This is a genomic window from Kitasatospora purpeofusca (assembly GCF_000718025.1).
GTDB lineage: Bacteria > Actinomycetota > Actinomycetes > Streptomycetales > Streptomycetaceae > Kitasatospora > Kitasatospora purpeofusca.
The window spans coordinates 1-18,047 of sequence record NZ_JODS01000046.1; the positions used below are offsets into that span (position 1 = coordinate 1).

Sequence of the window (18,047 nt, forward strand, 5' to 3'; positions counted from 1 at the left end):
CGGCGGAAAGTGGTCCGGGCCACTCCGGGGGGCCTGTGAGGCCGGGCACACGGTCGACGGGGCGTGGCGGTCCGGCTGCGGCGGGTGCCGGAATCGGGGTGCCGAGCGGGGTGCGGCGGTCGCGTCGGGTGGTCCGGGCCACAGCCCTCACCCGCCGTGCCCCGCGCCGTCACCCGCCGTGTCCGGCATAGCCTCGGGCCATGAGCAACGAGAGCGATGCGGAGCAGGGGTCGGCGGCCGACCGGGCCGAGGAGCCGGGCGCGGCCGTGGCGCCGTCCGGGTTCGAGCTGGGCACCGACGGGCCCAAGATGATCGTGGCGGGCCTGGACGGCTCTGATTCCTCCTGGCGGGCCACCGCCTACGCGGCGGGCCTGGCCCGGCGGCAGAACGCCACCCTGGCGATCGCGTACATCCAGCCGGTGCTGGGCGCGGCCACCGCGCTCGCGGGCGCCGCCGTCGAGGAGACCACCCAGGAGATCGCCGAGGAACTGCTCGCCGCCGTCCGCGAGGCCGAGCACCGGCTGCGCGACGTGTGGCGGGTGGAGTGGCGCTTCCTCACCGTGCGCGGTGACCCCTATACGGGCCTGGCCCGGCTGGCCGACGAGCTGCGGGCCGACGCGGTGGTGGTCGGCGCCTCCGAACAGGCCGGGCACCGGGTGATCGGCTCGGTCGCGGTCCGGCTGGTCAAGGCGGGCCGCTGGCCGGTCACCGTGGTGCCGTAACCCCCACGGGCGGGGAGCGGGGAAGAGGAGCGAGGGCTGCGGCCCCGGCGGGTGCCGGGGCCGCAGCCCTCGTGCGGTCGGTGCGGGGGCGCCGGGCGATCCTCGGGCGCGCGCCGGGTACCGGTCAGAGAATGGAGAGGCTGTTGCCGCAGATGTTGGTCTGGATGTTGATCGGGATCTGGATCTGGTTGCCGGAGAGCACGCCCGGCGAGTTGGCGACGATGCCGTTGGCGTAGGCGCCGCCCTCGTTGATGCAGACGGTGCCGCCGCCGCCTCCCGGGAGGCCGCCCGGGAGGCCGTTGTGGACCGGGGCGGTCGGGGCGTGGTGCACGGGGGTGTCGCAGTCGAGCGCGAGGGCCGGGCCGGCGGAGAGGACCGCCAGCGCGGTGCCGAGGCCGGCGGCGAGCAGGTACTTCCTGGTGTTGGTCATGGCGAAGGAATAGCCAGTCGACACGCCTGTGACGACATAATCCGACCATAAGGTCACCCGATCGCAGGCGTAACCGCACACCGATGCAGGAGTCCCGCCGCCCGCCCGGCGCACCGGAGGGGCGGTCCGGCCGCCGCTGTGGTGCGGCCCCGGCCCCGGAGTTGCCCTGAGCCGGTCCCGGAGTGCCCGCCGTTCGCCGCGTGCCGGGGTGTCCGCCGCGGGCCGCGCGCCGGTCCCGGTCGGAGAACCGGGCCGGAACGGGACCCCGGCCCCGTGCACCCGGGACAGCCGCTCCCCGACGCTCGAGGTACGGCCGCCACCGGGGTCGGACCACTCCGGCGGCGGCCGCCACCACGGCACGAACGGGAGACCGCATGTACGCACACTGGGGTACCTTCACCAAGAACGACACCCTCGGCGACTGCCTCGGCCTGGCCCAGACCGCGCTGCTGCGCCAGGGCTTCCAGGTCTGGGACCTCGCGGGCGACGGCGACTACCAGGTGATCGGCGGCAACGCGGACGTGATCGCGATCGTCGTCTGCGTCCCGCAGTCCGGGAACATCTGGCTGACCGTCAGCGCCTACTCCACCGACTCGGCGCTCGCCGAGCGCACCCGCAACGACGTGCGCTCGTTCATCGTCAGCTCGATCCGGATCGACTGACCGGCGCCGAACTGCACTGCACCGCACCGGACCGCGCCGAACCGGAGCCGAACCGGTACGGGACCGCGCCGGGCCGCGCCGGACGCTCCGGCGGCCCCGGGGGCGGCAGGCCCGCCCCCGGGGCTGCCGGGGCCCGGCGCTAGGCTGCGGAACCATGACGGACACTTCGGTCGATCCGCCCCGGACACCCCGCCGCAGTCCCGCCGGAGCGGCCGAGGGCCCGCGCCCGGCCGCCCGGCGGGGCCACCGGCCGGGCACCACCCGGCCGGACGACGGGAACTCCACCGCCGCCACCCGCCCCGCCGGCACCCGGCCCACCACCGCCCGCCCCGCCGAGGGCGCGACGGGCGCGGCCCACGCGGCTCCTCCGGCCGCCGAGCGCTCCGCCGCGGGAGCCGCAGGAGCGGAGGGAGCCGCGGGCCCCGCCGGGGCCGACCTCCACCTCGACCTGCCCGCTACCGGCAGCCGCCGGTCCGCCCTGATGGACGCCCTGCGCGAGGCGATCCGCAGCGGCCGGCTCGCCCCGGGCACCCGGCTGCCGCCCTACCGCGCGCTCGCCGCGGACCTCGGCATCGCCCGCAACACCGCCGCCGACGCCTACGCCGAACTGGTCGCCGAGGGCTGGCTCACCGCCCGGCAGGGCTCCGGCACCACCGTCGCCGAACGGGCCGAACCCGTCCCCCCGACCCGGGCCCGCCGTTCCTCCCGCCCGCCGCGCCCCGCCCACGACCTGCGGCAGGGCCAGCCCGACGCCGCCGCCTTCCCGCGCACCGCCTGGCTGGCCGCCGGGCGCCGGGCGCTCACCGCCGCGCCCAACGAGGCGTTCGGGCCCGGCGATCCGCAGGGCCGGCGCGAACTGCGCGAAGTGCTCGCCGACTACCTCGCCCGGGCCCGCGGGGTCCGCACCGACCCGGACCGGATCGTGGTCTGCTCCGGCTTCGCGCACGCGCTGCGGCTGCTGTTCGACGGCCCGCGCGCGGTGCTCCCGGCCCGGACGGCCGGGTCGCTCGCCGTCGAGGGCTACGGGCTGGCCTTCCACCGCGGGCTGCTGGCCGCCGCCGGGGCCACCACCCGCCCGCTCCCGCTCGACGAGCACGGCGCACGGGTGGGCGGACTGGCGGAGGACCCGGAGATCCGCACGGCGCTGCTGACGCCCGCCCACCAGTTCCCGACCGGTGGACCGCTGCACCCGGGCCGCCGCGCTGCGGTGGTCGACTGGGCGCGCGGCCGCGGCGGACTGGTCCTGGAGGACGACTACGACGGCGAGTTCCGCTACGACCGGCAGCCGGTCGGCGCCCTGCAGGGTCTGGACCCGGAGCGGGTGGTCTACCTGGGGACGGCCAGCAAGAGCCTCAGCCCCGCGCTGCGGCTCGGCTGGATGGTGCTGCCCGACCACCTGGTGGACCGGGTGCTCGCGGCGAAGGGCGAGCGGGAGGCCTGGGCCAGCGCCCTGGACCAGTTGACCCTCGCCGAGTTCATCGACTCCGGCGGCTACGACCGGCACGTCCGGCGGATGCGCCGCCGCTACCGCGACCGCCGGGACCGGCTGGTCGGCGCGCTGGCCGAGCACGCCCCGCACATCGAGGTCACCGGGATCGCGGCCGGGCTGCACGCGGTGCTCCGGCTCGCGCCCGGGACCGAGCGCTCGGTGCTCAAGGCCGCCGCCTACCGGGGGCTGGTCCTGGACGGCCTGGCCGACTACCGGCACCCGCTGCTCGCGGCGGAGGCGATGCCGGCGACGGACGGCCTGGTCGTCGGGTACGCGACCCCGCCGGACCACGCCTACCCGGCGGCGCTGGAGGCGCTCTGCGCCATCCTGCCGCCGCCGCTCTGAGGGGCGGGCACGGAGGGTAGGCGTCCGGCGGCCGGGGAGTGGGCGGAACCGGGGCGTAATCGGGAGGTTATGGTCCGGGGCGTCCGCTCCGCTGTCATATGCCAGTACGGACCGGTGCGGAGGCGGGCCCCGGCGCGGGCACGGCCGCCTACGCTCTTTGGTCATGCGCACTTCATTTCTGAGCCGTACCGGCCTGCCCGCGATCCTCGCCCTCCTCATCGGCCTGCTGCTGTCGGCCACCCCCGCCCACGCGGACACCCCGTTGCTGTCGGTCTCCGTCGACAAGACCACGGCCACCCCCGGCTCGGACGTCACCCTGACGCTGACGCTGACCAACCCGCACGACACCGCCGCGTACTTCGTCTACGAGTCCGTCCAGCCGACCTACACCACCACGCTGAACACCGGCCTGAAGTACGCCTTCTCCTCCTGCGGCGGCAACGTCACCGCCTGCGACACCGGCGCCACCAGCGGTCTGGTCCACCACTCCGTCCCGGTCGCCGCCGGCGCCACCACCACCGTCACCCTGACGTACACCGTCGGCACCGACTCGGTCTGCGGCAACGGCGCGCGGATCGACTTCTACACGTACCTCTACTACGAGTACGCCGCCGGTGCGGCCAGCGACTCGGGCATCTTCCAGGTCCCCGGCAACGAGGTCGTCTGCGCCTGAACCGCCCTGCTGAGCCGCCCTGCTGAGCCGCACTGCTGAACCGCACTGCTGAACCGCTCCGCCGAACCGCCCCCGTTGAACCGCTCCCACAGCCGGGCCGACCGGCCGACAGGTCGTCGGCCCGCTCCCCGTCAGGTGCCGATCATCCCCCCGTACCGGCACCTGACGGGGCCTTCGGCGTTCCCGCCCGCGGTTCCCGTCGTTACGCCCCGTCAGGTGCCGCCCGCCCTTCCCGCCCGCCGTGCGCCGGGGCGGCCGACCGGCGTTGTCGGACCCTCGTGGCAGGCTTGGCGCATGGCCGAACTCGTGACCACCGACAGCCCCGCGGCCGCGCCCGCCGAGGGCGCGCCGCCGATTCCGGGCGATGTCGCGGAGCTGATCCGGGCCCGGGTCGGCGAGCAGCCGGGTGCCCTGGTCGAGGGGCTGTTCCGCTCCTCCCTCGCCCTGGACCGACTGCCGGGCCCGGACTCCTCGAGGCCCGACTCCTCGGACCCCGCCGACGCGGCCGGCCTTCCCGCGCCGGACGCGGTGCCGGTCGGGCGGCTCGGCGGACTGCCCGCGCTCCCGGCGGGCACGGCCTGGCCGGAGGCCGGCGGCCGCCCGATGCAGCTGCTCGCCGAACTCGACTGCGCCGCCCTCGCCACGGCCTTCCGGTCCACCGGGCCGGGCGGGGAGGGCTGGCCGCTGCCCGCCGAAGGGCTGCTGCTCTTCTTCCACGACGAGTGGCTCTCCGACTTCACCGGCCGGGGCTGCCGGGTGCTGCACGTCCCCGCGGGTGCGGAGCCCCGGCCGGCCCCGGCCGTCGAGCAGGGCGCACCCGTCGTCCCCGCCGTTCCGGTCCGGGCCGCCTGGGCGCTCTCCGCGCCCTCCTACCAGGACCAGGAGCTGGAGCGGCTGTTCCCGGACGACTTCCTGGTCGCCTTCGATCTCGCCCAGGACCTCGCCGAGCGGATGCCCCGGCCCGAGGTCCGGCTGCTGGGCTGGTGCGACACGGACACCGGCCGGCCCGAGGGCCACCGCCCGCTGCTCCAGATCGGGAGTGGCGCGCTGGCCGTCGACTGGGGCGAGTGCGTCAACGTCTCCTTCTGGATCTCCGAGGAGGACTTCGCGGCCGGCCGCCTCGACCGGGTCCGGCACGGTTTCGAGGTCGCCTGACCCCGGCCGCCCGGCAGGCGGGAGCCGGAGGGCTGGGCCTAGGGTGGAGGAAGGCCCGGGTGAGCGGTCGGCCGCGCGCGGTCGGACGCCGGTCCGGGCACGGCCGGAGCGTGCGGCGGAGCGGTGGGACGAACGTGGCCCCGAAGACAGACGCGAACCCCGAGCACCCGGACCCGGCACGACCGGAACACCCCGGGCGCCCGGGGCCCACGGGCGAGCCCGACACCCCGGCGGCCGCCCCGGACGCGGTCCCCGGAGCGGTGAAGGAGAGCGCCCCCGTCGCCGAGCTGGTGCGCTCGATGCGGGCCCACCCCGACCGGCTGCCGGAACTGCTCGCCGTCTTCGCCGTCCGCCACCGGGGCCCCCGGGCCGCGCGCCGGGTCGCGGCACTCCGCGCCGCCCACCCCGAGGCCACCACCGGCGACCTCGCCGCGCGGGCCGTCGACCACGCCCGGCTGGTCAGCCAGAGCGAGGGCGCCTTCGTCGGCGGGCCGTTCCTCTGGCTCATCCCGTTCGCCTTCTGCACCGCCCTGCTGGCCCAGGCGCAGCTGCTGCTGGAGCTCGCCGCCCTCGCCGGGAAGGACCCGGCCGACCGGGCCCGCGCCCCCGAACTGCTCGTCCTCCAGGGCGCCCACCCCGACCTCGCCGCCGCCGAGCGGGCGCTCGCGGCAGGTCCGGAGCCCGATGCCTCCCGTCCCCCCGGCCGCCTCCGGGGGTTCTGGGACGTGGTCCGGCGGATGGCCCGGCTGCTCGGCATCACCAGCGAGGACACCGACCCGCCGCCGTCCCGCTGGCGGTCGGCGGGGGAGTGGTCCCTGCTGGCGCTGGTCCTCCTGATGGGTACCGTCGCCCCGCTGGTCTGGCTCCCCTACATGGCGCTGTCCTACACCTGGGCCACCGACCGGCTCGCGGTCCGCGGGGTCGCCCACTACTTCGGCGGCGACCCGTTCGGCTGGCCCGGTCTGCACCGGGCCCGCGCCGACCCCGGGGTGGTGGCCGCGACGGGCCGGGCCCTGGCCGCGCTGCTCGTCCCGGTCGCGGCGGTGGCCGGGCTGCTGCTGGCCGACATCCGGCTCGCCGACAGCCGCTGGCCGGTGCTGGCCCTGGTCCTGATCGTCCTGTCCGTCACGGTGGGCACGCTCTGGTGGGTCGTGCACCGGCGCAACCTGCGGGCGGCCAGGTGCGCGGCCCGGTCGGAGCACGGTCCCGGGGGGTGACGACCTGCTTCCCTGCGCGGCGGCCCTGGTTCGGCGGCGGGGCGGGGCGCGCGGAGGTGCCCGCGGCGGGCCGATCGGCACCCGGATTCGCACTGTGTTCGAGCATCGAACAGATGTCCGCAAGGCCCGTACCCCATCGGTCGGGGTGCGGGCCTTCGCGCTGCTCCGTTCGGGTGGGGTGAATCGTTCCTACGTCTGGACGATTCGCATGCGCAGAAACGTGACGGCCCACCGGTGCAAGGGCGACGGATTCAAACCTTCCGATCGGAGAGATTCACCCAATCGGGGGGCACTCGGTTGTCGTACGGGATGGGCCGTGTGGTGGTGATCTAGGGTTCCGGTGGATCGCCCGAGCGGGCGCACCACATCGCGAAGACAGTCAACACCCGCACCGATACGCGTATCTGATGATCCGTCGACACCTGGTCCCCGGCTGCCGCCGGTCGCGCGACGGGTCGGCGTGACTGATCACACGTGACTGATCACACGAAATGGAGAACCCTGCCGATGACCGTGGAGACGGCCCCGGAGACACCGCAGGTGGCGCAGTCGAGCCTGACGACGGCTGCTGCCCGCAATCTCGCCACCACCACGAAGTCCGCGCCGCAGATGCAGGAGATCACCTCCCGCTGGCTGCTCAAGGTGCTGCCCTGGGTGCAGGCCGCCGGTGGTGCCTACCGGGTCAACCGCCGACTCACCTACACCGTCGGTGACGGCCGGGTCGAGTTCATCAAGACCGGTTCCCAGGTCCGGGTCATCCCCCAGGAGTTGGGTGAGCTGGCGCTGCTGCGCGGGTTCGAGGACGACGAGGTGCTGACCGCGCTGGCCGACCGCTGCGAGCAGCGCGACTTCGGTCCGGGCGAGGTGCTCGCCGAGCGCGGTGAGGCGGCGGACCGGATCTTCCTGATCGCGCACGGCAAGATCAACCAGATCGGCACCGGCAAGTACGGTGACGAGACGGTGGTCGGCGTGCTCGGTGACGGCGACCGCTTCGGCGAGCAGTCCGTGCTGGACCAGGACGCCGTCTGGGAGTTCACCGCGAAGACGGTGACCGCGGGCACCGTGCTGTCGCTGCCCCGCCGTGACTTCGAGCAGATCCGGGACAACTCGCCCGCGCTCCAGGAGCACCTCACCGCCTTCCTGGCCCTGCCGCTCCAGCGCCAGAACGAGCGCGGCGAGGCCGAGATCGCGATGTCCGCCGGCCACCACGGCGAGTACCAGCTGCCGGGCGCCTTCGTGGACTACGAGCTGAAGCCGCGCGAGTACGAGCTGAGCGTCGCGCAGACGATCCTCAAGGTGCACACCCGGGTCGCCGACCTCTACAACCAGCCGATGAACCAGATCGAGCACCAGCTCCGGCTGACCATCGAGGCGCTGCGCGAGCGCCAGGAACACGAGCTGGTCAACAACCCGGAGTTCGGCCTGCTCAACAACGCCGACTTCGCCCAGCGGATCCAGACCCACTCCGGCCCGCCCACCCCGGACGACCTGGACGAGCTGCTCAGCCGTCGCCGGGACCCGGACTACCTGCTCGCCCACCCGCGGGCGATCGCCGCGATCGGCCGTGAGCTGAACGCCCGCGGGATCTACCCGCACCACGTCGACCTCGGCGGCCAGCAGGTGCCGGCCTGGCGCGGCGTGCCGATCCTGCCCTGCAACAAGATCCCGATCAGCAAGGAGAACACCAGCTCCATCCTGGTGATCCGGACCGGCGAGGACAACCAGGGCGTCATCGGCCTGCACCAGACCGGCCTGCCGGACGAGTACCAGCCCGGCCTGTCGGTCCGTTTCATGGGCATCGACGAGAAGGCGATCATCTCCTACCTGGTCAGCGCCTACTACTCGGCCGCGATCCTGGTGCCGGACGCCGTCGGTGTCCTGGAGAACGTCGAGATCGCGCACGGCCGCCACTGAGTGGCCTGCCACTGAGCCGCGCGCCACGGCGTGGCGTCGCAGCGTCGGTCCGCTCGCACGCCCCGGGGCGCGCGCCCCGGGGCGGCCGTAACCGGCTCTCCGCATGATCGTTTCACCTGATGCCGGACGGCCCGCCCACTGCGGCGGGCCGTCCGGTGTCGGCCCCCCTTCCGGCGTGGGCCGGTCCTCCTGACGACACGAGAGGTGCATGGAGCCCATGCCGCAGCACCAGCCGCCCCGGCGGATACCGATGGACGGGGCACCGTGACCGCGGACCGGGCGTCGGCGGACGGCGCCCCCCGCAGCCGCGCCGTCTTACCCGGAACCGGCCCCGCCAAGGGCGTCGACCCGCGGGCGCGGAGGGTCCGACTGGCCGGAGCGGCCGCCGGTGTGGTCGCGCTCTGCGCGCTGCTGACCGGCTCGGCCACCGCCCGCTCCTCGACGGACCGGCAGGGCGGGCACCCGCACGGTCCGGTCGTCCACACCTGTGTCCACACCGGTACGGACGTTTCGGTCGGGGTGGGCCGGGACGGCGTGGACACCGAGGTGGACGTGGACGTGGAGGTCGGCGTGGACGTCGACCTCTCCGGAATCCTGCACCACCCGAAGCCGTGGCCCACCAAGCCCTGGCCGCCGAGGCCGACGCACCACCACCCCTGCCCCACGCCGACGCCCACACCCACCCCGACTCCCACGCCGACGCGGACGACGCCAACGCCGACTCCGACGCCCACGCACAGCCCCACCGTGACGCCCACGCCGACGCCCACACCCACGCCGAAGCCGACCGTCACTCCCACGACCACCCCCACCCCGGTGCCGACACCGCCGCCGACTCCGACTCCGACCCCGGCCCCGGTTCCGCCCGCGCCGACGCCGCAGCCCACCCCGCCGCCGGCGTCGCCCAGGCCGCCCGCGCCCACTCCGCCGCCACCGCCCTCGCCGAAACCGGTGAGCCCGCGGCCGTCGACGGCCCCGGCGGTCCCGCCCCCGGCGCCGCCCGCCCCCGCACCGCCGGCCCCGGTCCCGACGCCGACCCCGGTGTCCCCGGCGCCCGGCCCGGTGCGTCCGGCCCCGACGCTGCGGCCCGTTCCGAGGGCCCAGCCCGTGCCGGCGCCGCCCGTGCACCACGGCAACTCGCCGACGCGGACCATGCTGGTGGTCACCGTGCCCGCCGTACTCGCCGTGGCGGCGCTGCGCCCGCGCGGTGGGGGAGGCGGCCGGGGTCGTGCCGGCGGCCGGGCCGGAGCCGGTGGTTCCGCCGGTTCGAGCGGCTCCGGTGGTTCGAGCGGCTCCTGACGTCGCCGCGGTCCCCGTTCCGTTCCCCCTTTCCCGCCTCCTTGCGACTCGCTCGTAGGCGTTCCTGTTCCCCGTGTGCCGGGCCCGGAACGGCCCGACCCATCTGTCCGACTGATTCCGATCGACTCCTGTCGATCCCCGACCGAGAGAGGAGTCCCGATGTCCGAATGGTTGGCGCTGGCCATCGCCATGCTGGCGGCCTGTGCCGTGGTGGTGGCGGTGGTGCTGCTGAGGCACCGCCGCGCCGGTGCGGACGAGGACACCGACGAGACACCCGACGTCATCGAGTACATGACGATGATGATCGGCGTGGTCTACGCGATCGTGCTCGGCCTGGCCATCGCCGGAGTCTGGGAGACCCGCGGCGCGGCGCAGGACGACGTCTTCCGCGAGGCGCAGGCGCTGCACGAGGTGAGCGAGCGCGCGCAGGTCTACCCGGTGGAGTTCCGCGACAGGATCCGGGCCGACGTCGACGCCTACGTCTCCTACGTGGTCGACGTGGAGTGGACGTACATGCGCGAGAACGGCGAGATCTCCGACCGGGGCACCGAACTGCTGGACAAGCTGCGCACCGACGTCGCGACCCGCCCCCCGGCCTCCGACCTGGAGGCCCAGTCGTACCAGCCGATCCTGGACCGGATCAGCGTCGTCGACGACGCCCGCAACGCGCGCGGCCAGAACGCCGGCCCGAGCATGCCCGGCGTGGTCTGGTTCGGCCTGATCGTCGGCGCCGTGGTGACGGTGGGCATGGTGTTCTTCCTCCAGATCCGGCGCTCCCCGAGGGAGTTGATCCTGGCCGGTGCGTTCAGTGCGCTGATCGCCTTCCTGCTGTTCCTGATCTGGGACTTCGACGACCCGTTCGGCCGGAGCGTCTCGGTCACCACCCAGACGTTCACCGACCTGTTCCCCACCCTGGGTGGCGGTAGCGGCTGAGCGCACCGCGCGGGATCCTCCTGCGGGCCGACCCCCACGATCCGGGCCTTCGATAATCTGATCGGGCCGTTGGGGGTCGGCCCCGGCGTGCGCGCCGAGAGGAATCGAGAGCAGTGGCGTACCAGCAGCCCGGCCAGGGTGAACAGTTCCCGACGACCCAGCGTCCCGGACGTGCCTGGTGGTGGCTGCCGGCCGAGGAACGGCGCGACCGCAAGCGCCGGCAGCAGGAGTGGAAGGCCTACCTGCGCAGGCACGGGGAGCGGAAGAAGGACGACGACCTCGACAACTGTCTGCCTTCCGGCTGCGGCAACGGCGGTGGTGGCAACGGCGGTTGCGGTGGCGGCAACGGCGGCTGCGGCGGGGGAGGCGGCGGGTGCGACGGGCCCTGCCTGCTCGCGCTGCTCCCGATGGCCCTGGCCGCCGGCCTCCGGTTCGCCCTCACCGGCGGCCGGGGAGGCGGCGCCGGGCCGCGTACGGCCGACCGGGCCGCGCCCGTGCCGCAGGGCCTGGTGGCCGGGGTGCTCTACGGCGCGGTGCGCCACTACCGCACCGAGATCAGCCCGGAGCGCCCCGCCTGCTGCCTGTACACGCCGAGCTGCTCCACCTACGCCGTGCAGGCGCTGCACCGGCACGGCGCGGTGCGCGGCGCCCGCCTCACGGCCGGCCGGCTGCTGCGCTGCCGCCCCGCGGCCGCCCGGCGGCGGAACGGCGTGGACCCGGTGCCGGAGCGCTGAGCAGTCCAGGTGTGCCGACTCGGACGGGAAACACCGAGTCGCACGCGGGGCCCGGCCGGAATCGTCCCGGCCGGGCCCCGCGTTCCGGTCCTGCGTCAGTTCAGGCTGCTGCTCATCGCGTTGAGCATCGACCCGGCGGCGTCGTCGTTCTCCAGCGAGAAGGCGAACATCCCGGCCAGCCCCTTGCTCCTGGCGTACGCACCGCGGGCCTGGACGGCCTGCGGGGTGTCACCGGTCCAGAAGTTGGTGCCGTCGTACACCCAGGAGGACTCCGTCACCGGGTCCCAGTGGGTGTTGGCGGCGGTGGCGTTGAGCTCCTTCCAGGCGGCCAGACCGGCCTCCGCGCTCAGCGGCTTGGCCGGGGTCGGACCGGTCGCGCTCTGGTACAGGCCGAAGTTGGAGCCGGCCGGCACGCCGGTCCAGCCGCGCCAGTAGAACGGCACGCCCAGCACCAGCTTGGCCGCCGGGAACCCGCCCGCGATGCCGTACTCCGGCAGGCCGGTGGTGTACGCGGTGAGCGTGGTGTCGATGTTGTACTTCCGGTTGCCCGGGGTGATCGGCGTGGTCGGGTCGGCCGGGCTGTCGTGCAGCGGGTCCTGGTGGTTGGTCGGGCCCTTGGCGTCCCACGCGCCGTGCATGTCGTAGGTCATGATGTCGGCGTAGTCGAGGTACGCGCCGATCTTGTCGGTCTCCAGCTGGGCGATCTTGTCCTGGCCGCTGGGCAGTGCGGCCGTGAGCAGGAACCGCTTGCCCTGGGCGTTGCCGAGGGCGTCCAGCTGGGTGCGGAACTCCTTCAGCAGCAGGGTGAAGTTCTGCTTGTCGGCGGGCGAGGTGTGGTTGCCGGTGTGGCCGCCGGCCGAACCCGGGTACTCCCAGTCGAGGTCGACGCCGTCGAAGAGCCCGGCCGCCGTGGCCGCGCCGCCCGCCGGGTCACCGGCGACGTTCGCGGGCAGGTTGCCCTTGAGGAACATGTCCAGGCAGGAGGAGACGAACTTCTTGCGGGAGGCGTCGGAGGCCGCCGCGTCCGAGAAGTACTTGGAGTAGGTCCAGCCGCCGATCGAGATGGTGAACCTCAGGTTCGGGTACTTGGCCTTGAGCTGGCGCAGCTGGTTGAAGTTGCCCTTGAGCGGCTGCTCCCAGGTGTCGGCGCTGCCGTCCACGCTGGTCGCGCCGTTGTAGTCGGCCTGGTAGTCGGCGTACGCGTCACCGGCGCCGTCACCGGCGTTGGGGTTGTTCTCGTTCGCGGAGTCCGAGGCCTTGACCGCCTGGAAGCAGGTGAGGTTCGTCGGGTGGATGTTGGCGAACGCGTAGTTGATGACGTCCAGCTTGCCGGCGGCGCCGCTGGTGTCGACGTTCTTCGCGTGGTACGCGTTCTCGTAGACGCCCCACTGGTCGAAGTAGGCCGAGCGGAACGGGCTGGTGGCGGGCGCCGCGGCGGTGGTGGTGCTCACCCGGGCCGACTGGGCGGAGGCGTGGCTGCCGGAGTAGCCCTGGACGGTGAAGGTGTAGCCGCGGGTCGGCAGCAGCGAGCTGACCGCCACCGAGGTGCCCATCGAGGTGGCCACCAACTGGTCGCCGGCGTAGACCTTGTAGGCGACCGGGGCGTCACCGGCGGTCGCGGTGGACGGCTGCCACTGGAGCACCACGGCGTTGTGGGTGACCTTGGTGACGGTGACGCCGGCCGGCGTGGTGACCTTGCCGTCCCCGGCGGGGCCGGTGGCCGTGGAGGTGGCGGTGGGCGTCGCCGTCGCGGTACCGGTGGCGGTGGGGCTGCCGGTGGCCGTCGGGCTGTTCGTCGCCGTCGGGCTGCTGGTCACGGTGGGGCTGCTCGTGGGGCTGCCGGTCGCGGTCGGGCTGGTCGTCGGGCTGCCGGTCGCCGTCGGGCTGCTGGTGGCGGTCGGGCTGTTCGTCGCGGTCGGGCTGGCGGTGCCGGTGGGCCCGGCCGGGCCGGTCAGGCTCAGGTCGTCGGCCTGGTAGGCACCGGTGCCGTACCAGCCGTGGGTGAAGACCGTCACCGAGGTGGTGCCCGCGCCCGTGGTGAAGGTGCTGCTCAGCTGCGTCCAGCCGCCCGTGCCGGGCGTCCAGCTCTGGGAGTTGACGCCGGTCCCGGTCGCGCCGAGGTAGACGTAGTTGCCCCGGACCCAGCCGGCCAGGGTGTAGGTGGTGTTCGGCAGGACGGTGACCGTCTGCCGGCACTCGGCGGTGTCGGAGGCCGAGGCGGCGCCGTTGAGCGCGTAACCGCCGCCGTGGACCGGGGTGCTGACCACGGAGCCGTTGGCACAGGTCCAGCCGGCCAGGGTGCCGGTCTCCAGGTCCGCGTTGGTCAGCAGGTTGACGGCGGCGGCCGAGGCGGTGTCGAGCGTGAGCGCGAGGGCGGCGCCGCCGGTACTGAGCGTGGCGGCCAGGGCGAGTGCGAGCGCTCGGCGGCGCGGCGCGACGGCCCGGCGCTCTTCAGGGCGCGCGGACATGACACGGTCGTGCATGCGGTTGTCCTCCGGAGGAGTGGGGTTTCCGGCGGTGCGACGGCCCGGTTGGGCCTGGGGAGCCGGGCCGGGCGCTGTGGGGGCGCGCGGCCGGGTGAAGGCGGTGCGGCAGTGCGGTGGTGCAGTGCGGTGCAGTGCAGTGCAGTGCCGTGCGGCAGTGCGGTGCGGTGCGGCAGGAGGTGCGGACGTACGGAGTTGCAGGCGTACGGGTGTGCGGAAGCCCGGACGCGGACCGGCCGGGGCCGGCGCATCACGACATCACAGATTGGACTGGACCAATCTTCGCCGTCAAGGGTGCCCGGTGGATGAATCGCGGACCGGTCGTGCACCCGGTGGGTCGGCCGGGAGACCGGTACGGTGGCCTCCCGAGTAGTCCCCGCGTCGAACGGAGAACGGCCATGGACAGCCGCGCCTGGGACGAGCGCTACGCCGCCAGCGAGCTGGTCTGGGGCACCGAGCCCAATCGCTGGGTGGTCCGTGAACTGGCCGGACTCGCACCGGGACGGGCCCTGGACCTGGCCGCCGGGGAGGGCCGCAACAGCATCTGGCTCGCCGGCCTCGGCTGGGAGGTCACCGGGCTCGACTTCTCCACCGTCGCCCTCGGCCGCGCGGAACGGCTCACCGCCTCGCTGCCCGACGAGGTCGCCGACCGGCTGACCTGGCGGCACGGCGACGCCCGGGACTTCGAGGCGCCGCCGGAGGGCTACGACCTGGTCCTGGTCGCCTACCTCCAGCTCCCGGCCGAGGACCGCCGGGCGGCCCTGCGGCGCGCCGCGGCGGCGCTCGCGTCCGGCGGCACCCTGCTGGTGGTCGGGCACGACTCCACCAATCTGACCGAGGGGGTCGGCGGCCCGCAGGACCCGGCCGTGCTCTACACCCCCGAGGACGTGCTCGCCGACCTGGCCGGCGCCGGTCTGCGCACCGTCCGGGCCGAACGGGCCCTCCGACCGCTCGCCGCCGAGGCCGGCCACCGGGACCGGGGCGGGTCGGAGGACGGCGGCGCGGTGGCGGTGGACGCCCTGGTCCGACTGGAGCGGACGGCCTGACCGGACCCGCCTGTCCGCCCGCCCGCCCGGGCCGCTCGCCACCGATGCGGGCGCGGCGCGGTGTCGCCCGCATCCGCGGCGGTCGCGCGGGGTATGCAGGTGTCCCGGGACGAAGGCGTCCCGCAGCGCCAAAAAGATCTACAGTGCTGTAGATTCAAGGCGCGAGTGCGATCAACGAGGAGGGCGCGATGAGCGTTTCGCTGGCGAAGGGGCAGAAGCTCAGCCTGGAGAAGCCGGGCGGAGGCCGCCTGGGCGTGGTACGGATGGGCCTCGGCTGGCGGGCGGCACAGCGCAAGGGCTTCCTCGCCAAGCTGTTCGCCTCCCAGGAGATCGACCTGGACGCCTCGGCGGTGCTGTTCTCCGCGGGCAAGCCGGTCGACGTGGTCTTCTTCCAGCACCTCACCAGTAACGACGGCTCGGTGCGCCACAGCGGCGACAACCTGACCGGCGGCGCCGGGGACGCGACCGACGACGAGACCATCACCGTCGACCTCAACGCCGTACCGGCCGAGGTGGACCAGATCCTCTTCACCGTGAACTCCTTCACCGGCCAGACCTTCCAGGAGGTCGAGAACGCCTTCTGCCGCCTGGTCGACACCCAGACCGGCACCGAGCTGGCCCGGTACACGCTCACCGGCGGCGGCGCGTACACCGCGCAGATCATGGCCAAGATGCAGCGCACCCAGGCCGGTTGGCAGATGACCGCGATCGGGCAGCCGGCCGGCGGCCGCACCTTCCAGGACCTCATGCCGGAGCTGGTCAAGTACCTCTGAACCATCCTCGGAACCACCTCCGAACCGGCTCGGCCGCACGGCCCGCCCGGGTCTCCCGGACGGGCCGGTCCGGGTGCCCGGGCACCCGGCCGACCGCGGTCGGGTCCGGTCGGGTGGAGTTCCGCGATAACCCTGCGGGGTTCTCGGCGGGTCCGCTAACACTGGCCGCATGGACGATGACGCTGCGCAGCTGCCGGAGCACCTGACGATCCGGGTCACCCACACGGACGACCCGGTGGCCGCGGTGGCCGGTCTGGAGGCCTGGGCATCCCGCGAGAAGTACCCGAACCTGATGATGATGCCGCCGGTCTTCGGCAGCCTGGAGCGCACCGGCTCGGGCACCTGGCGGATCGTCGAATTCCATGCCACCACCCCGCAGGCCGCCCGGGACGACCTGGGCCACGCGTTCCGGTCCTGGGCGCTCGCCGAGCCCGGTTCGGGCCGGGCCGCCGACCGCGACCTCGACGAGGGGGAGCGCGCCTCCTACCGCGCGGCCCACGAGCGGCTGGAGTGGGAGGCGCTCGACGAGATCTCCGCCGGCGGGCGCGACTACCGGATCTTCCGTGCCGAGCAGGTGCTGCGCTCCGGCCCGGACGGCATCGAGCCGCCCCGGCCGACCGACCCGGACCCGGCCGCCGTCGGCGAGGGGCACCGGCTGCCGCCCCGGACGACCGGGTTCGTGATCGACCCGGCGGCGGGCGTCACCCTGGTCGACGGGATCCTGCGGCTGGACATGATGTCCCTGGTGCCGACCGGCCGTTCCATCCCGGAGGACGTCCGGGAGCAGGCGCGACGCTCCTCCCAGCTCTACCCGAACGTGCTGGTGCTGCCCGTGCACTGCGCGGTCGCGGAGTACCGGGACGGCGGCTGGGGCCCGATGACCGGCGCCTGCGAGACCCCCCAGCACGCCCGCGACACCCTGGCCGCCTACCTCCGGGAGTTCGCCCCCCGGCTGGACCCGCACCTCGGCGAGGAGGAACTCGCCCGCTACGCGGAGGCCGCCGACCGCCTGGACGCCGAGCGCTCCGACGAACTCCGCGCCGCGGACCGCCACTTCCGACTGGTCCGGGTCGAGCCCGTGGTCCGCCTCGGCCCCGACGGCCCGGAACTGCCCCGCAGTTCGGACTGGGACCCGGAACTCCCGCTGCGCGTCCAGGAACAGCGCGGCCGCGAGGCGGGCATCCGCTACGCCGACGAGGACGAGAACGAGGGCCAGGACCAGGGCACCGCGGAGGAGCCCGGGAGCCCGGTCTGACGAACGTCCGCACCGCCCCCGGCACCGAGGCCGCCGTCAGTCAGCGGTACGGGCAGGGGAGAACGGCCGTCGTCACTGTCCGACGGTGCCGGGCTGCGCGGTCGTGCGGGAGCTGATCGTGAGTGTCGACGGTGCCCGGCCGTAGGCGTGGCCGGGCACCGCGAACCGGCCGGGAGTGCGGTCAGCCCCCGATGAGCGAGAAGCCGACGACCACGCCCGCGGTGACGCTGATCCTGCCCGGCGTCAGGTCGCCGTCGCCGTCGCCACCCGCGCCGCCGCCGCGGTGACTGCGGTAGCTGTTCGGCATCTGCTCGGAGTCCACGTCCTTGATGTGGACGACCGGACCGAGCCGGACCTGGGCGGCCTCCGCGTACAGCTCGGCCTTCTCCCGCGCGGCGGCCACCGCGGCCCTGCGGGCCTGCGCGCGCAGTTCCTTCTTGGCGCTCACGTCGAACTCGACACCGTCGACCTGGTTCGCCCCGGCCTCGACGACGTCGACGAGCACGGACTCCAGCAGGTCGAGCTCGCGCAGCTCGATCACGAACGAGGCGGTGCACTCGTAACCGAGGAACTTGCGCTCGCCGCCGTAGTCCCACGAGGACTTCAGATCCAGTCGGGAGGTCGAGACCGCCGTGTCGGGGATCCCGTGACCGCGCAGCACGTCCCGGATCCGGTTGACCCCGCCCCGGGTGGCCTCGAACGCCTCACCCGGCTTCGGCCGCGTCTCCGCGATCGCCACCCGGAGCCGGGCCAGGTCCGGCGCCGCGTCCACGCTCGCCGCGCCGAACACGGATGCGCCCCAGGGGGCGTCTATGGAGTGACTGCCATACATGCGCTCATCCGATCAGCTCGATGACCGATGAGGGCCCGGCGGTCGCGCCGGGCCCTCGTGTATCGCTTCCGTGCCACCGCGCCCC

General features: G+C 74.3%; 15 protein-coding genes. 12 read left to right on the forward strand and 3 right to left on the reverse strand.

Annotated features, from left to right (window positions below):
• Nucleotides 1–308: 308 nt before the first annotated feature.
• Entirely contained in the window at nucleotides 309–722 is a 414-nt protein-coding gene (locus IF01_RS0137945) for a universal stress protein (protein ID WP_045943418.1), read from the forward strand.
• Between the two features lie 124 nt (nucleotides 723–846).
• Here IF01_RS0137945 and IF01_RS0137950 read toward each other — a convergent pair whose 3' ends face one another.
• A complete protein-coding gene (locus IF01_RS0137950; protein ID WP_037782745.1) occupies nucleotides 847–1,152 on the reverse strand; it encodes a chaplin in 306 nt (101 codons plus the stop codon).
• Between the two features lie 374 nt (nucleotides 1,153–1,526).
• On the opposite strand from IF01_RS0137950, the gene IF01_RS0137955 reads away from it, so the two are divergent.
• The 8 genes from IF01_RS0137955 (at nucleotide 1,527) to yidD (ending at nucleotide 11,573) form a co-directional block, all read left to right on the forward strand.
• Complete coding sequence (locus tag IF01_RS0137955; protein WP_030398194.1) at nucleotides 1,527–1,814, forward strand: hypothetical protein; 288 nt, start codon at nucleotides 1,527–1,529, stop codon at nucleotides 1,812–1,814.
• Nucleotides 1,815–1,968: 154 nt separating this feature from the next.
• Nucleotides 1,969–3,648, forward strand: a complete 1,680-nt coding sequence (gene pdxR / locus IF01_RS0137960) for a MocR-like pyridoxine biosynthesis transcription factor PdxR (protein WP_078880681.1) — start codon at nucleotides 1,969–1,971, stop codon at nucleotides 3,646–3,648.
• A 163-nt stretch (nucleotides 3,649–3,811) separates the two neighbouring features.
• Nucleotides 3,812–4,321, forward strand: a complete 510-nt coding sequence (locus tag IF01_RS0137965) for a hypothetical protein (protein WP_030398196.1) — start codon at nucleotides 3,812–3,814, stop codon at nucleotides 4,319–4,321.
• A gap of 294 nt (nucleotides 4,322–4,615) precedes the next feature.
• Nucleotides 4,616–5,476 (forward strand): DUF1963 domain-containing protein, encoded by an 861-nt coding sequence (locus tag IF01_RS44685; protein ID WP_030398197.1) that lies wholly within the window; start codon nucleotides 4,616–4,618, stop codon nucleotides 5,474–5,476.
• Nucleotides 5,477–5,610: 134 nt separating this feature from the next.
• A complete protein-coding gene (locus IF01_RS43005) occupies nucleotides 5,611–6,693 on the forward strand; it encodes a hypothetical protein (RefSeq protein WP_051757023.1) in 1,083 nt (360 codons plus the stop codon).
• 507 nt (nucleotides 6,694–7,200) lie between these two features.
• A complete protein-coding gene (locus tag IF01_RS0137980; protein ID WP_030398199.1) occupies nucleotides 7,201–8,607 on the forward strand; it encodes a family 2B encapsulin nanocompartment shell protein in 1,407 nt (468 codons plus the stop codon).
• Nucleotides 8,608–10,065: 1,458 nt separating this feature from the next.
• A complete protein-coding gene (locus IF01_RS0137990; protein ID WP_030398201.1) occupies nucleotides 10,066–10,839 on the forward strand; it encodes a bestrophin-like domain in 774 nt (257 codons plus the stop codon).
• A gap of 113 nt (nucleotides 10,840–10,952) precedes the next feature.
• Nucleotides 10,953–11,573 carry a membrane protein insertion efficiency factor YidD gene (gene yidD, locus IF01_RS51480; protein ID WP_244215764.1) on the forward strand — a complete coding sequence of 207 codons (621 nt, stop codon included), beginning with the start codon at nucleotides 10,953–10,955 and terminating at the stop codon, nucleotides 11,571–11,573.
• Between the two features lie 95 nt (nucleotides 11,574–11,668).
• Here yidD and IF01_RS0138000 read toward each other — a convergent pair whose 3' ends face one another.
• Nucleotides 11,669–14,056: a glycosyl hydrolase family 18 protein gene (locus IF01_RS0138000; protein WP_051742779.1), complete on the reverse strand. Its 2,388-nt coding sequence runs from the start codon at nucleotides 14,054–14,056 to the stop codon at nucleotides 11,669–11,671.
• A 398-nt stretch (nucleotides 14,057–14,454) separates the two neighbouring features.
• Between IF01_RS0138000 and IF01_RS0138005 the strand changes: the two genes are divergently transcribed.
• The 3 genes from IF01_RS0138005 (at nucleotide 14,455) to IF01_RS0138015 (ending at nucleotide 17,130) form a co-directional block, all read left to right on the forward strand.
• A complete protein-coding gene (locus IF01_RS0138005) occupies nucleotides 14,455–15,102 on the forward strand; it encodes a class I SAM-dependent methyltransferase (RefSeq protein WP_030398204.1) in 648 nt (215 codons plus the stop codon).
• Between the two features lie 188 nt (nucleotides 15,103–15,290).
• A complete protein-coding gene (locus IF01_RS0138010; RefSeq protein WP_030398205.1) occupies nucleotides 15,291–15,875 on the forward strand; it encodes a TerD family protein in 585 nt (194 codons plus the stop codon).
• 169 nt (nucleotides 15,876–16,044) lie between these two features.
• Complete coding sequence (locus tag IF01_RS0138015) at nucleotides 16,045–17,130, forward strand: DUF5954 family protein (RefSeq protein ID WP_051757024.1); 1,086 nt, start codon at nucleotides 16,045–16,047, stop codon at nucleotides 17,128–17,130.
• A 181-nt stretch (nucleotides 17,131–17,311) separates the two neighbouring features.
• On the opposite strand, the gene IF01_RS0138020 is transcribed toward IF01_RS0138015, so the two are convergent.
• Entirely contained in the window at nucleotides 17,312–17,962 is a 651-nt protein-coding gene (locus IF01_RS0138020) for an SIMPL domain-containing protein (protein WP_030398207.1), read from the reverse strand.
• Between the last annotated feature and the right edge of the window lie 85 nt (nucleotides 17,963–18,047).